The sequence below is a fragment of the Sphingomonas faeni genome (assembly GCF_024273235.1).
GTDB lineage: Bacteria > Pseudomonadota > Alphaproteobacteria > Sphingomonadales > Sphingomonadaceae > Sphingomonas > Sphingomonas faeni_A.
Genome location: NZ_JANBVH010000022.1, coordinates 48,418 through 61,989, shown reverse-complemented (window position 1 = coordinate 61,989; position 13,572 = coordinate 48,418). Strand labels below are relative to the sequence as shown.

The window sequence follows — 13,572 nt, the reverse complement described above, 5'->3', positions numbered from 1 at the left end:
CCCCCGCCCGTCGCCCCCGCCTACCAGTACCGACGCCTCATAAGGGTCTCAAAGGCGGCGCTCCTAAGTCTTTAAGTACTTCCCGAAGCTATCGGTGTGTGAGCGTCATTCTACATTCGAGCTTCCGGTTCACCCCGGCTGAAAAACGCGCCCAGCCAAGATCGATCCGGAGCAACTGGTCAGCGCGATCGTCCGCGTTGGCTCATCCGATATTACAGGAGAATTTATGTCTCAGGATCGTCAACTGCAGGAAGCCGTTCTCGCCGAATTCGCGTGGGAGCCGAGCATCAACGCGGCCCATATCGGTGTGATCGCCGACGCCGGCATCGTGACGCTGACCGGACACGTCGCGAACTATCTCGAAAAGCATGCCGCGGCCGTCGCAGCAACGCGCGTGAAGGGCGTGAAGGGCGTCGTGCAGGAGATGGAGGTGCGCATCCACTTCTCCGCCGAGCGTAGCGACGAGGAGATCGCCCGCGTGGCGATCGATCACCTCATCTGGGACGTATCGGTGCCCGCCAACGCCATCAAGGTGCGGGTCGAAAAGGGATGGGTCACGCTCTCGGGCGAGGTCGAGTGGCATTTCCAGAAGGAAGCTGCGGAGCGTGCGGTGCGCGGCCTTTACGGCGTAGTCGGAATTTCCGACCTGACGACGATCAAGCAGAAGCCCGATGCGGTCAACATCAGCGCGGATATCAATACCGCGCTACATCGTTCGTGGTTCGATCCGGACAAGGTCAAGGTCACCGCGACTGGCGGTAAGGTCAAGCTGACCGGGACGGTCCACTCGTCGAGCGAGCGCTGGACCGCGGGATCGACCGCCTGGGGCGCCCCCGGGGCGACGAGCGTCGAGAACGATCTGATCGTCGCCTGAAAATCCTACCCCGCCGGCCTCGCCGGCGGGGTAGCGACGACCGCGCCTCGAACGTTGGCCGCAATCGTGGGGTCGGCGAACACAGGTGTATTACGCCGCGACCTGGCCCAAGGCTCGATGCTCGCGACACGCCGCGAAGCGGAGAGAAACGACATGAGCCGTATGCACTGCGAAGCCCTGCGCGACCGGATTATGAGCGCAGAGGACGCGGCTGGCCTGATTACCTCAGGCAGCACGGTCGGCCTCAGCGGCTTCACCGGCTCGGGCTATCCCAAGGCAGTGCCAATGGCGCTCGCCGCGCGGATCGAGGTGGAGCACACCGCCGGCAATCCCTTTCGGATCCGTGTGTGGACCGGTGCTTCGACGGGCCCCGAACTCGACGGCGCGCTCGCCAAGGCTGACGGCATCGAATTCCGCCTTCCCTACAATTCGGATCCGATCGCCCGCGAGAAGATCAATCGCGGCGAAATGGAATATTTCGACATGCATCTGAGCCAAGTCGCTCCGATGGCCTGGCAGGGCTTTCTCGGGCCGCTCGACACCGCCGTCGTCGAGGTGGCCGGCATTCGCGCCGACGGTTCGCTGGTTCCTTCTTCCTCGGTCGGCAACAACAAGACCTGGCTCGACCGTGCCGACCAGATCATCCTCGAGGTCAATCGCTGGCAGAACCCGGCGCTCGAGGGGATGCACGACATCTACTATGGCACCGCGCTGCCGCCGCACCGCGTACCGATCCCGCTCGTCCGCCCCGACGACCGCATCGGCGAGGCCTATTTCCGCGTCGATCCCGCCAAGATCGTCGCGATCGTAGAGACCGAGGCACCCGACCGCAATTTGCCATTCGCCGCGCCCGACGCGTCGGCGCGAGCAATCGCCGGGCATCTGATCGAATTCTTCCGGCACGAGGTCGCGCGGGGGCGCCTGCCCGGGACATTGCTGCCCTTGCAGTCGGGCGTCGGCAACATTGCCAATGCCGTACTGACCGGGCTGGTCCATGGGCCTTTCGACGACATGACCTCGTACACCGAGGTCATCCAGGACGGGATGCTCGACCTGCTCGACTCGGGCAAGCTGCGGATGGCCTCGGCCACCGCCTTCTCGCTCAGTCCCGAAGCCGCCGCGCGGCTGAACGCGAACATGGGCGCCTATTGCGACAAGATGATCCTGCGGCCGCAGGAGATCAGCAACCATCCTGAACTGATCCGCCGCCTCGGCTGCCTGGCGATGAACGGGCTGATCGAGGCCGACATCTACGGCAACGTCAATTCGACGCACATCATGGGCTCGCGCATCCAGAACGGGATTGGCGGCTCCGGCGATTTCGCGCGCAACGCCTATGTCTCGATCTTCATGACGCCCTCGACTGCCAAGGGTGGCGACATCTCGGCGATCGTGCCGCAAGCTAGCCATGTCGATCACATCAGCCAGGACGTGCAGGTGCTCGTGACCGAGCAGGGCCTCGCCGATCTGCGCGGGCTCAGCCCCAAGCAACGCGCGCAGGTGATTATCGAGAAGTGCGCGCACCCCGACTACCGCCCTGCGCTAACCGATTATTATCGGCGCGCCCGCAAAGGTTCTTACGGGCAACAGTCCCCATCCTTGCCCGGCGAGGCGCTGTCTTGGCATCAACGCTTCCTCGACACCGGCACGATGCGCTGCTGACTTTGGGAGCACGCGACGCGCCGACCGGCGCGTGCCTTGCGCGGCAGGAGCGGCCCCGCGAGGCCTAGGCCTAAGTTGCCCTGAAACGGACTGGGCGACCGGGCGGTAGTCCGAAGCGAGAAGTTCTACGTGTTAGCCGAGCCTGCGCGCTGGCGCGGTTTCCGCCTATACGATCGACGAACGATCAGCTCCTGCTCGCTCACGCTGATCGCGCCGCTAACCCGGCAGGCGCCACCATTTTAGGACAACGGCCATGGTCAATACCATCCTCAGCCCGGACGCACGTGCTCTGGTCGAGGAGCGCGCCGCCGAACCCGTCATCCATCATGTCGCCAAGACCTTCTCCGATCATTTCGCGCTTGGGTTCACCAAGCTCCTGCGGTTCAGCGCGGATACGTTCTTCGCCAAGCGTTACGGGCACCGCGCGATCGTCCTCGAAACAGTCGCTGCTGTCCCGGGGATGGTAGGCGCCATGTTCACCCATCTGAACTGTCTGCGCTGGATGCGCGACGACGAAGGCTGGATCCGCACGCTGATGGAAGAGGCCGAAAATGAGCGGATGCATCTCATGACGTTCATCGAGATCGCCAAACCCACTTGGTTCGAGCGCATGGTGATCCTCGGCGTACAAGGCGTTTTTCTGGTGGGCTTCTCGGTCCTGTATCTCCTCTCCTCACGCACTGCACACCGTGTTGTCGGCTATTTCGAAGAAGAGGCAGTCATCAGCTACACGCTGTATCTCCAGGAAATCGACGAAGGTCGGTCACCAAACGTCGCCGCACCCGCGATCGCGCGCCACTATTGGCAGATGCCGGACGACGCGACGTTGCGCGACGTGGTACTCGTCGTCCGAGCCGACGAAGCACACCACCGCGACGTGAACCACGGCTTTGCCAGCACGCTGGCGGGAACGCACGACGACACCGCAACCATCGCCCCATATCCGCGCCATGCTACCGAACTGGCGGTGGGCGCGTAATTAACCTGCCAGAGGGGGAACGGGCGCTATGCTCTGGTCCTCTCCGGTTCCGCGTTACTCGGTGTGGATCGGGCCGCTCGCGTTGAGCAGGTGCGACACGGCCGTGACGATCTGACCGTTTACGAACGGCTTGGCGATCATCATGCTGTTGGGCACGCCGTTCGCCGTCCAGTCCTGGCCGCTCGCTCCCGACATATAAACGATCGGGATGTCCGCGGTCAGCTCGCGCGCGCGGCGGGCGACGTCCCATCCGGTAAGCTTGTGCGGAACAAGGTTCACATCGGTAACGACCGCGCGGAAGACCGTTTCCGTCTGCCCCAACAGTGCGATCGCGTCCTCGGCGGATTGTGCAGCCACCACCGTATACCCGGCATCTTCTAGGCCCGAGACGACGAGCTCTTCGATGAGGGCTTCGTCTTCGACTACGAGAATCAGTACGCCATTGGTCACGATGAATCGATACCTTGGTCGGGGGCGCGATGGAGCGCGATGCGCCCGTGCTGCTACAATTACCCAACGCGCCAAGGTGGCGGATGAGCCGGGATGATGACAATTATCGGTTGGGTTTCTGCGGCTTAGCTTCTACGCCGCCGGTCGCAGGACGACAGGCTCGATCGCCTGACCGACAGTGACCGAATAGCCCGTCGAATCGGATACCGTGGAGACCTTGGCGTCCAGCTGCGTGGCCAGGGCTGCCACAATCGTCGTGCCGAGGCCCCCTTCGATCTTTACCGCCTTGTCGATGGCTTTGCCAACGCCGTTGTCCGACACGATCAGCGCCCAACGGCCGTCATCGATCGTATAGCCGACCTGGATCGACGCTTTGTCGCGATGCACGGGGAAAGCGTATTTCAGGGCATTGATGACGAGCTCGGTGGCGATGAGCCCGAGGCTGACGGCTTTTGCCGACGGAATCATGCCCTTGTCGGAGGTAACTGTAATCACGACGGGTTGGGAGTCGCTTACCATCGACGAGCCGAGGCCGGCGCAGAGCTTGGTGAGATAGGTGGCGACCTCAATCTGATCGATGCCGTCGGTCATATCGAGATGCTGCTGCACCGCGGCGACCGACATCACGCGTTGGTGCGCGTCGCGCAAATGGAAACGGGTCTCGTCGGAGGCCACAGCCCGCGCCTTGAGCAGCAGGATGCTAGCGATGATTTGCAGGCTGTTGGCGACGCGGTGCTTCATCTCCTGCAGCAGCACCTCGTTCTGGCGTCTCAGATCCTCCGATCGCTTGAGCAAAGCCTCCTTTTCGGCTTCGATCGCGCGACGCTCTGTCACATCGCGGAACGCGAGCAGGATCGTCATCGTATCGCTCTCGTCGTACAAGACCTTGCGGGCGTTGAGCAGCATCACGCGGTGACCGAGCCCCGGAAAATCATGATCGACCTCGAAAGCGTCCATCGCGACGCGCTCGGGAAGGATCGTCTCGAGCAGTTCGCGTAGGCGAGGACTGTCCCATTGCCCGTCTCCGAGCGCATAGAGCAGGCAACCTTGGGTCTGAGCGGGCGCGACCTTGAAGATTTCATAAAAGGAGCGGCTGGCCTCGAGCACGCGGAGGTCAGCGTCGAGGACGAGAAACGGCTCGGGAATCGTATTCACGATCGCTTGAGCGAGACGATTGGCCTCGTCGAGGTTCCGGACTGGAAGGGTCGTGGGCACCCCGGTCAGCCGATCGAACGAATTTGAAGCATACTAAAGAACACCGCCGGGCTCACTCTTGCAGGCGGGGGCGCGATCATCCCTCGGTCACGGGGCGCCTGCAGGAACGTTCTGGTGATGCATGCCCGTACCATGGCGTCGTCTCCGTGCCTATGTTTGTTCGAGATCGAGGTGGGCCGGCCGCCAGGCTCGCTCGCTTGATGCGGAGCCGGGAAGCTTGGTCGAGCCGTTGCTTTGGCTGTCGCCGGCTGTTTGAGCGAGAACGGCGCCCCTGGCGAGCGCTTAGCGGTGCATTGTCCGGATCGCGTCGATGATCACCTGCGGGCTATGCAGCCCTTTGTAGACCGGCGGCGGCTTCTTGTTCAGCTTGAGCAAGGTGTAGACCGCGGTCATCGCGCTACGCACCGAATATTCGACCGTGAACACCACGTCGTCGGGCTGCTCGGTGTACTGACCGAGAAAGGCGAGATTGGTAGACCCGTCGGGCACGACCAGCGGCCGGTCTTTACCCGTCCGAACCATGAACTGGCTCGTGATGTAGGGCATGGTGCACGGGATACAGTTCGAAGCAGCCATGATGGCGTCCTGATCGGCTCGCGCAAAGTGAAGATGGCCGAGAACTTCCTCGAGAATTTCCGCACCGGAGCAGTCGGCCATCGGCTTTTTGACGAAGTTGCCCGGTCGATCATGGAACAGGCCATAGCCCCACCATACCGCGACACCCTCCGGTTGCTCAGGGAAGAAGGGCTGATGGTAGATCGAAATCGTAATCAGCCAATTCGAGTCCTTGAACGTTATCAGGCCTCCCATGCCAGCCGGCTGTCCGCTGAATTCTTCCATCAGTTCGAGGAAGAGCGGCTCTTGGACCGTGACCGTGTAGGAAATCCATGACGATTCCGCGATCACGCTGTTGAATGCCGCGGGGTTGCCGAACTGCGGCCGACCCTGAGCCAATTTTTCCCAAAGACGCCAAGCACCCGATGAGCCGTATCGCTCGACGCCCGGACCCTCGGTCATCGAGCCGAACCTCTTGTCGGCGGTCATCGAGCCATTGGTCACGAGGACGAGATCACCGGTTTCCACCAGAATGTGCTCGGCAACGCCATCCCTGCTGGTGTCCAGCCCAGTCACCGTGATCGCTTCACTTCCTGACGCGAAACCGAGGTCTTCGACCCGCACGCCGAAGTGGAAGCGGACCTCATGGTCCTTCAGCCAACTCGTAAGCGGTACGGCGAAGCTGTCATATTGATTGTAGAGGCTTCGGTAGATGCCTTCCTGCGTGTCGATCGTCGAGAAATGGTGGACGAAGCGACGCAAATAGCGCCGGAACTCGATCGCGCTGTGCCAGCGCTCGAACGCGAACAGCGTGCACCATTCGAACCAGAAATTGGTCTCGAAGAAATGGTCGCCGAAGCAGTCGGTAATGCGTTTGCCGTCGAGCAGTGCTTCCGGTTCGGCCATGATCGCCACGAGTTGAATCCGGTCTCGTTCGCTGAAACCCATCGTATGGAAGTCCGGCACATGCCCGTCACGGTCGACCAGCCGAACCTTGTTGTGCCACGGCCATTTGGCATTGGCCTGGTCGGTCTCTTCCTTGACGGAAATGTTGGGATTAGTGGCCGACGGGATCGAGGCCAGCAGGTCGAAGGTACATTGGTACATCGCTTCGAACATGCGGCTGCCGCTCATGAAGTAGCCGTGCTCGGCGTCGCCATGTGCGTCGAAGGCACCGCCGAACTGGAGGCTTTCTTCGAAAATGACGATGTCTCGACCGGACACGCCGCCATCTCGAATGAGAAAAACGGCGCCCGCCAGCGAGGCAATGCCGCTGCCGACAAAGTAATATTTGCTCATGGGAGACGCACCTAATTTGGGAATATGACGAAGTCGGTAGAGGCGCCTCTCAACTCGAGCTGGCGAACTTTGATGTCTCAGCAATGGTCGTGATCGCGGCACGGGCGAACCGTCGGGAACTACCTAAACGCGGACTCGAACTGAGGCTTTTGGCTCGGCGCGCGCGGTCCGCGCCAGAATCCGGGAGTGGGGCCCCTTGCGACCGCGGCGCAGATCTAAGGGGCCCGCGCGTTCCAAGGGCGGAGTCGCGCGCAGCTGCGTAGTTTCCGACGCTTTCTCGAACGGGTCGACGTGGCCACGAAAATTGACGGCTCGCCGGACTCCTTAAGGCGCACGCCGCTTGATTGAAGGAGCGAACGATGCACGCCATGATATTAAATGCGATCGGTCAGCCGCTTCGGTGGACCGAAATGCCCGAGCGGACGCCTGGCCCCGGGCAAATCCGTCTGACGGTCGCGGCATGCGGAGTTTGCCGTACCGATCTGCATGTCGTCGATGGCGAACTCGCCTCGCCGCAGGTGCCGATCATTCCCGGCCATGAAATCGTCGGTCGGATCGATGCGATCGGCAGCGGGGTCGAGGGTCTGCGCGTCGGCGAGCGTGTGGGCGTACCCTGGCTGGGCCATACCTGCGGGATCTGCTCCTATTGCCGATCGGGCCAGGAGAATCTCTGCGATGCGCCGCTCTTTACGGGCTACACGCGGGACGGCGGCTTCGCGACGTCGGTGATCGCCGACGCGCGCTACACCTTTCCGCTCGGTGACGAGGGCGATGATGCCGCACTCGCACCGTTGTTGTGTGCTGGCCTCATCGGCTGGCGTTCGCTCGGTAAGGCCGGCGAGGGAAAACGGCTTGGTCTTTATGGGTTTGGCGCCTCTGCTCATATCGTCGCGCAGGTGGCGGCCTGGCAAGGGCGATCGGTGTATGCCTTCACGCGACCAGGAGATCTCGTGACCCAAGCGTTCGCCAGAACCTTGGCCGCCGTCTGGGCTGGGGGCTCCGACGAGATGCCGCCCGAGCCACTCGACGCCGCGATCCTGTTCGCGACGGTTGGCGATCTCGTGCCGCTCGCGCTGAAGGCGGTGCGCAAGGGCGGCCGGGTGGTTTGCGCCGGGATCCACATGAGCGACATACCAAGCTTCCCGTACCGGGTGCTGTGGGAAGAACGCCAGCTCGTGTCGGTCGCCAATCTGACCCGGCAGGATGGTCTCGATTTTCTGACGCTCGCCCCCAAGATCGGCATCGTCACGACGATCAACCGGTATCCGCTCGCTCAAGCCAACACGGCGCTCGCGGATCTTCGTCACGGCCGGTTCGAGGGTGCGGCCGTGCTGACCGTCTAGTCTCAGCGAGCCGTTCGACATTTTCATGCGAAAGCCATAGTGGCTGACCCCGCCCCAGGCTCTTCACACAGATGTCCCGAACAGCGCGCCCACACCGGCGGTCACCGCCATGGCGAGCGCCCCCCAGAAGGTCACGCGCAGCGCGCCGACAGCGACGCGCGCGCCACCGACCTGTGCAGCAAGGGCCCCTAGCACGGCGAGCGACAGCAGCGATGTCAGCGAAACCGCTGCAATCAGGTTCGACGGAGGCGCGAAGCGGGCAACGAGCACTGGAAGCGACGCCCCGGCCGCAAAGCTGGTTGCGGAGGCGAGTGCCGCCTGGATCGGCCGCGCACGAAGTTCGTCGCTGAGCCCGAGCTCATCGCGCGCATGCGCGCCCAGCGCATCATGCGCGGTAAGCTGGTCCGCCACTTTTTTTGCAAGATCCGCATCCAGCCCGCGCCCTACATAGATTGCGGCCAGTTCACGGGTTTCGCCAGCGGCGTCCGAAGCGATCTCCGCGCCCTCACGCCGCAGATCGGCTTTCTCGGCATCGGCCTGAGAATGAACCGAGACATATTCGCCCGCCGCCATCGACATGGCCCCTGCGACCAGGCCGGCGGCGCCCGCGATTAAGATGGCTTGTGGCGTGCCATGCGCGGCCGCTACGCCAAGGACCAGGCTTGCTGTCGACAGGATGCCATCGTTCGCACCGAGTACCGCCGCACGCAGCCATCCGACATTCTGGGTCGTATGGTGCTCGAGATGTCGAACCGTTGGGATCACGTGGGTATCTCCGACAGCGGTGGGGAAGAGCGAACCGCTCGTCAGGTGAGGCATCTCGTTTGGACAGGCTCTGGGCCTAACTGCGTGAGCCGGCGGCGACAAAGCTCGGAAACTACGCAAACGGGCCGAAGACCCACGCATTTCCGTGCGATGTGTGAAACCACAATAGGCGGACCGCCCGCGCTCCGTCACCTTAGCCAGGCAATGAAAACGGGTTTCGAAATGGCTCACACTCTCAATCTCTATCTGCGGCCGCTCTTCCGATCTCTTACTTCGCTCAATATTCGCGCAACGATCGGCGGCGGCGTGCTTTCCATTCTTATCATAGGTGAGGCAGCATTCGCTTACGCCGCCGGACTGGTGTAAGGGGGACGAACGCCGGCTGCCTAAGCAGAACTCGTATCGGCGTCCGGCGCCCCAAGCCTCTGATTCAGAAGGCGGACGCTCAGATGATATCCCGACCCCGGCTTTGGCCATCCGCGCGCGTGCCGTTGTGAACGCCGATCAACCGACGTCCGTAGCCGCGGCGCTTGCGGGTGTCGCTCGCAGCAATGCCGAAATGCACGAAGAACTCGGGCTGCTGATCGACGGTGCCACCAATTACGCGATCTATATGCTCGACCCCAAGGGCCGGGTGACGATCTGGAATCGCGGCGCGCAAAAGATCAAAGGCTGGACCGAGGAGGAGATCATCGGCCGGGACTTTGCAACCTTCTATTCCCCTGACGATGTCGCCGCCGGCAAACCAAAGCGCGACCTGGCGCGCGCGAATGCCGAAGGCAGCGTCGAGGAGGAAAGCTGGCGGATCCGCAAGGATGGATCGGAATTTCTAGCCAGTGTGACCATCACCGCGCTGCGCGACGACAATGGTGCGCTGCGCGGCTTCGGCAAGGTGGTCCGCGACGTCACCGATCAGAAAGCGGCCGCGGCCGCCGTTTCACGCCGAGAACATCATCTCCGCTCGATCCTTGCGACCGTACCGGAGGCCATGATCGTGATGAACGAAACTGGCACGGTCTCCTCGTTCAGCAGCACGGCCGAGACGATGTTTGGGTATCTTGAAGCCGATGTCGTTGGCCGCAACGTTAGCATGCTGATGCCGGAAGCCGAACGCACGACTCACGATGGATATCTGAGCACCTATTTGGACACGGGGGTGCGTCATATCATCGGCAGCATTCGCGCGACTACGGCGCTCCGCTCGAACGGCGAGGAATTTCCGATCGAGCTCGCGGTCGGCGAAGTTTCGATCGGCGGCGAACGGATCTTTACGGGCTTCATCCGCGATCTCACCTCGCGTCGCGAGGATGAGCGCAAGATGCAGGAATTACAGTCCAAGCTGGTCCACGTCTCGCGCGTCAGCGCGATGGGAACAATGGCGTCGACGCTAGCGCATGAAATCAACCAGCCGCTGACTGCGATCGCCGCTTATCTTGAGACAAGCCGCGACATGATCGGTGAGACAGCAGATCCTTTGCTTGCCGAAATCTCCGAAGCGCTTGACTTGGCGGCCGCCCAGACCTTGCGGGCCGGCGAGATCATCCGCCGGTTGCGGTCCTTCGTGGACGGGGGCGACACCGGATTTCGTCTCGAGCGTCTCGACGCGCTGGTTAACGAGGCAACCAGCCTCGGCTTGCTCGGGGCGCATGAGGCCGGGATCACGGTCACTATGACGATCGCCGCAGGCCTCGACCATGTCCTCGTCGATCGCATTCAGATTCAGCAGGTGCTGGTCAATCTGATCCGCAACGCGATTCAGGCGATGTCGACAGCGTCGACCAAGCATCTGACGATCTCGACCGCCCCTGATCGGGCAGGATGGGTGCGGGTGAGCGTGAGCGATACCGGTAGCGGCATCGAGGATGCGGTTCGCGAGCGTCTGTTCGAGGCATTCGCGACCACCAAGGAGAGCGGCATGGGCCTTGGCCTGTCGATTTGCCGTACCATCGTTGAAGCGCATGGCGGCCGCATCTGGGCCGACGCGGTACCCACCGGTGGCACGGTCTTCCATTTTTGCGTTCCACTCGCTGGAGAAGACGAATGACCGATACGCCCAACATCGTTCATATCGTCGACGACGACGAAGCCATCCGCCAGTCGATCGGTTTCATGCTCCGCAAGGCGGGACACGTCGTGAAGACCTACACCTCGGGTACGGAATTCCTGGGGGTCGTCGACCGCGAGACGCGGGGCTGCATTCTGCTCGACGTCCGCATGCCCGGAATCGACGGACTGGAAGTGCAGGACCGCCTGTCGTCGCAAGGAATCGGACTGCCGGTGATCATGCTCACTGGTCACGGCGACGTCACGCTGGCGGTTCGCGCTATCAAGGCCGGCGCTCTGGAGTTCCTGGAAAAACCGTTCGAGCGTGCAGCGTTGCTCGCCGCGATCGATGAGGCGTTCAAGCATGCCGCGCGCGACAAGCGCGACCATGTGGCCTCGGCGGACGCGGTCGTGCGGCTTGCAGCGCTGACCCCGCGCGAGCGCGACGTGCTGGATGGCATGGTGCTCGGCCGGCCTAACAAACTGATCGCGTTCGATCTTGGAATTGCGACCCGCACGGTCGAGGTTCACCGAGCGAACCTGATGGATAAGGTCCACGCCCGCAGCCTGTCCGATGTATTGCGCATCGCATTCGCCGCGGGGCTCGGCGAGGCGGCTTGATCACGGCCACACCCCTCGCTTACTACGTAAAGACAGCGCCAGGCAGAACATGCGACCCTTGGATTCCACAAGGAATTGGCATGACTATGAAGGATATTACTTCTCCGGAAAGCATCGGCGTCTCGCTCGTCGACGGCGACAGCGATATCCGGCACGCGCGACAGATCATGCTGCGCTCGGAACGCTATGGCGTCCGATCTTATGCAACCTGCGCCGCACTCCTCGCCGACCCGCGCTCGCGCGATTATGCCTGCATTATCGTCGATATCGACATGCCCGAGATCGATGGCCTCGAACTTCTGCGCGAGATGCGTGCCACCGGCTGGCGGGGCAGGGGCATCCTGCTCGACGGGCTGGACCCCGAGGGCAAGCTCGCACAGGAAGCGGCAGAGAATGGCGACAAGGTGTTCGATCGCAACATCGGCGATCGCCCCCTCGTCGCAGCGATCGCCGCCTCGGTTGATCGCAGTTGGAGCAGCTGGACCGCCGCGGAATGATCATTGCCTAGACGTTGAAGGATCAAGAATATCTCCACAACTGAAGCTAGGTGCGTACCCCTTTGGGGGGCCAAACGCCTACGACTTGCCGTTGAAGCGGCCGGCATCGCGCTGTGGTCCTGGAACATGGAGACTGACATCCTTGAGATGGACGACGTCGCCTTCTCGCTCTGGGGCTTAAAGCCGAGTGACTCGGTGACGTTCGAGGATTTGTCGGCGCACATCCATCCGGAGGACCGCGGGCGGGTTCGTGCCGCGTTTAACGCCGCACGCGCCGAGCTCGGCCTGTACGAGATCGACTTTCGGATCTTCGTCGCCGACACGGTCCGGTGGATTTCGGCGCGTGGCAAAGGTGACGATACTGAAGCGGCTGAGCAGACCTTGTTCGGAATCTTTCTAGACGTCAGCGGCCGCAAGCAGGCGGAAGAGAGCCACGAACTGCTCGCAGGCGAAATGAGCCACCGGGTGAAAAACCTGCTGACCATCGCCACCGGCCTGACCCACATAAGCTCGCGGGGGGCCGCATCGGCGGCCGATATGGCGCGCGATCTGACGCAGCGGCTCTCGGCGCTTGGCCGGGCGCACGATCAGGTTCGCCCGATTGCCGGCAGCAAGCCGAGTGGCGCTCTGCTTGGCGATCTGCTGACCATCCTGCTGGAGCCATATGATGAAGCCGATTCGTCCGGTCGCGTTCGGGTTTCGGTACCACGCGTTGCCATCGGCGAGCGCTCGGCCACGGCGCTTGCGCTGGTGATCCACGAACTCGCCACCAATTCAATGAAGTATGGCGCGCTGTCGACGCCCGATGGTCGGTTGAACCTGAGGCACAGCGCGGAAGAAGAGGCGACGTTCGTTCTACGCTGGATTGAAACCGGCGGGCCGGTGATCGTCGGTGCGCCGACGACAGGTGGGTTCGGTAGCAAACTGATCGTCCGCAGCATGAAGGCCGACCTTGGGGGCTCGATCGACTTCGATTGGCCGACGGGGGGCGTCATCATTACCCTCACGATCGACCCGGAACGCCTGCCGAATTAAGGGGAGGGGCGGCGCCGTGCGAGTTTGCCGTTCATCGTGCGTCAGTAGAAAAGCGTGACGACAATCATATCGGCATGACCTGATCGCATCTCTGGTGCCCCGCCGCCACGCTTCACCACCCTCGCCACTCTATTTTCGTTATTTCCAAGGCGTATCTGGAGGGGTGGCCTTCCAGATCCAGCTTGGCTCAACGTGTGTAAGTGCGATTACCGCAAGCGACGCTAAAACGCCGCC

13 protein-coding genes are annotated in these 13,572 nt (G+C 62.4%); 9 read left to right on the top strand and 4 right to left on the bottom strand.

Annotated features, from left to right (window positions below):
• Positions 1–226: 226 nt before the first annotated feature.
• The 3 genes from NLI89_RS13190 (at position 227) to NLI89_RS13180 (ending at position 3,515) form a co-directional block, all read left to right on the top strand.
• A complete protein-coding gene (locus NLI89_RS13190) occupies positions 227–874 on the top strand; it encodes a BON domain-containing protein (protein ID WP_254687437.1) in 648 nt (215 codons plus the stop codon).
• A 153-nt stretch (positions 875–1,027) separates the two neighbouring features.
• On the top strand, positions 1,028–2,536 hold the full coding sequence (locus NLI89_RS13185; protein WP_254687436.1) for an acetyl-CoA hydrolase/transferase family protein: 1,509 nt from the start codon (positions 1,028–1,030) through the stop codon (positions 2,534–2,536).
• Positions 2,537–2,789: 253 nt separating this feature from the next.
• Entirely contained in the window at positions 2,790–3,515 is a 726-nt protein-coding gene (locus NLI89_RS13180) for an alternative oxidase (RefSeq protein ID WP_254687435.1), read from the top strand.
• 54 nt (positions 3,516–3,569) lie between these two features.
• Here the strand turns inward: NLI89_RS13180 and NLI89_RS13175 are convergent, their stop codons facing one another.
• The 3 genes from NLI89_RS13175 to NLI89_RS13165 form a co-directional block, all read right to left on the bottom strand.
• Complete coding sequence (locus tag NLI89_RS13175) at positions 3,570–3,965, bottom strand: response regulator (RefSeq protein ID WP_254687434.1); 396 nt, start codon at positions 3,963–3,965, stop codon at positions 3,570–3,572.
• A 132-nt stretch (positions 3,966–4,097) separates the two neighbouring features.
• On the bottom strand, positions 4,098–5,120 hold the full coding sequence (locus NLI89_RS13170) for a sensor histidine kinase (RefSeq protein ID WP_368077281.1): 1,023 nt from the start codon (positions 5,118–5,120) through the stop codon (positions 4,098–4,100).
• A 342-nt stretch (positions 5,121–5,462) separates the two neighbouring features.
• Positions 5,463–7,034: an oleate hydratase gene (locus NLI89_RS13165; protein ID WP_254687432.1), complete on the bottom strand. Its 1,572-nt coding sequence runs from the start codon at positions 7,032–7,034 to the stop codon at positions 5,463–5,465.
• Between the two features lie 359 nt (positions 7,035–7,393).
• Here NLI89_RS13165 and NLI89_RS13160 point away from each other — a divergent pair, with 359 nt between their 5' ends.
• Positions 7,394–8,377 carry a zinc-dependent alcohol dehydrogenase family protein gene (locus NLI89_RS13160; protein WP_254687431.1) on the top strand — a complete coding sequence of 328 codons (984 nt, stop codon included), beginning with the start codon at positions 7,394–7,396 and terminating at the stop codon, positions 8,375–8,377.
• Between the two features lie 63 nt (positions 8,378–8,440).
• Here the strand turns inward: NLI89_RS13160 and NLI89_RS13155 are convergent, their stop codons facing one another.
• Positions 8,441–9,196, bottom strand: a complete 756-nt coding sequence (locus NLI89_RS13155; protein WP_254687430.1) for a VIT1/CCC1 transporter family protein — start codon at positions 9,194–9,196, stop codon at positions 8,441–8,443.
• Between the two features lie 150 nt (positions 9,197–9,346).
• Here NLI89_RS13155 and NLI89_RS13150 point away from each other — a divergent pair, with 150 nt between their 5' ends.
• The 5 genes from NLI89_RS13150 to NLI89_RS13130 all read left to right on the top strand — a co-directional run bounded on the left by NLI89_RS13150 (position 9,347) and on the right by NLI89_RS13130 (position 13,338).
• The gene (locus tag NLI89_RS13150) at positions 9,347–9,508 is read left to right on the top strand and encodes a hypothetical protein (RefSeq protein ID WP_254687429.1); all 162 of its coding nucleotides are present in this window, start codon (positions 9,347–9,349) and stop codon (positions 9,506–9,508) included.
• A 103-nt stretch (positions 9,509–9,611) separates the two neighbouring features.
• On the top strand, positions 9,612–11,186 hold the full coding sequence (locus tag NLI89_RS13145) for a PAS domain-containing sensor histidine kinase (protein WP_254687428.1): 1,575 nt from the start codon (positions 9,612–9,614) through the stop codon (positions 11,184–11,186).
• Positions 11,183–11,806 (top strand): response regulator transcription factor, encoded by a 624-nt coding sequence (locus NLI89_RS13140; RefSeq protein ID WP_254687427.1) that lies wholly within the window; start codon positions 11,183–11,185, stop codon positions 11,804–11,806. Before NLI89_RS13145 ends, NLI89_RS13140 begins: the two co-directional genes overlap by 4 nt.
• 80 nt (positions 11,807–11,886) lie before the next feature.
• Entirely contained in the window at positions 11,887–12,303 is a 417-nt protein-coding gene (locus tag NLI89_RS13135) for a response regulator (RefSeq protein WP_254687426.1), read from the top strand.
• A 126-nt stretch (positions 12,304–12,429) separates the two neighbouring features.
• Entirely contained in the window at positions 12,430–13,338 is a 909-nt protein-coding gene (locus NLI89_RS13130; RefSeq protein WP_254687425.1) for a sensor histidine kinase, read from the top strand.
• The last annotated feature ends 234 nt before the right edge of the window (positions 13,339–13,572 follow it).

Excerpts from the sequence above, each read along its gene's own strand:
- NLI89_RS13160 (WP_254687431.1), top strand. The coding sequence starts at position 7,394 with ATGCACGCCATGATATTAAATGCGATCGGTCAGCCGCTTCGGTGGACC.
- NLI89_RS13150 (WP_254687429.1), top strand. The coding sequence starts at position 9,347 with ATGAAAACGGGTTTCGAAATGGCTCACACTCTCAATCTCTATCTGCGG.
- NLI89_RS13190 (WP_254687437.1), top strand. The coding sequence starts at position 227 with ATGTCTCAGGATCGTCAACTGCAGGAAGCCGTTCTCGCCGAATTCGCG.
- NLI89_RS13165 (WP_254687432.1), bottom strand. The coding sequence starts at position 7,034 with ATGAGCAAATATTACTTTGTCGGCAGCGGCATTGCCTCGCTGGCGGGC.
- NLI89_RS13155 (WP_254687430.1), bottom strand. The coding sequence starts at position 9,196 with ATGCCTCACCTGACGAGCGGTTCGCTCTTCCCCACCGCTGTCGGAGAT.
- NLI89_RS13185 (WP_254687436.1), top strand. The coding sequence starts at position 1,028 with ATGAGCCGTATGCACTGCGAAGCCCTGCGCGACCGGATTATGAGCGCA.
- NLI89_RS13130 (WP_254687425.1), top strand. The coding sequence starts at position 12,430 with ATGGAGACTGACATCCTTGAGATGGACGACGTCGCCTTCTCGCTCTGG.
- NLI89_RS13140 (WP_254687427.1), top strand. The coding sequence starts at position 11,183 with ATGACCGATACGCCCAACATCGTTCATATCGTCGACGACGACGAAGCC.
- NLI89_RS13180 (WP_254687435.1), top strand. The coding sequence starts at position 2,790 with ATGGTCAATACCATCCTCAGCCCGGACGCACGTGCTCTGGTCGAGGAG.
- NLI89_RS13135 (WP_254687426.1), top strand. The coding sequence starts at position 11,887 with ATGACTATGAAGGATATTACTTCTCCGGAAAGCATCGGCGTCTCGCTC.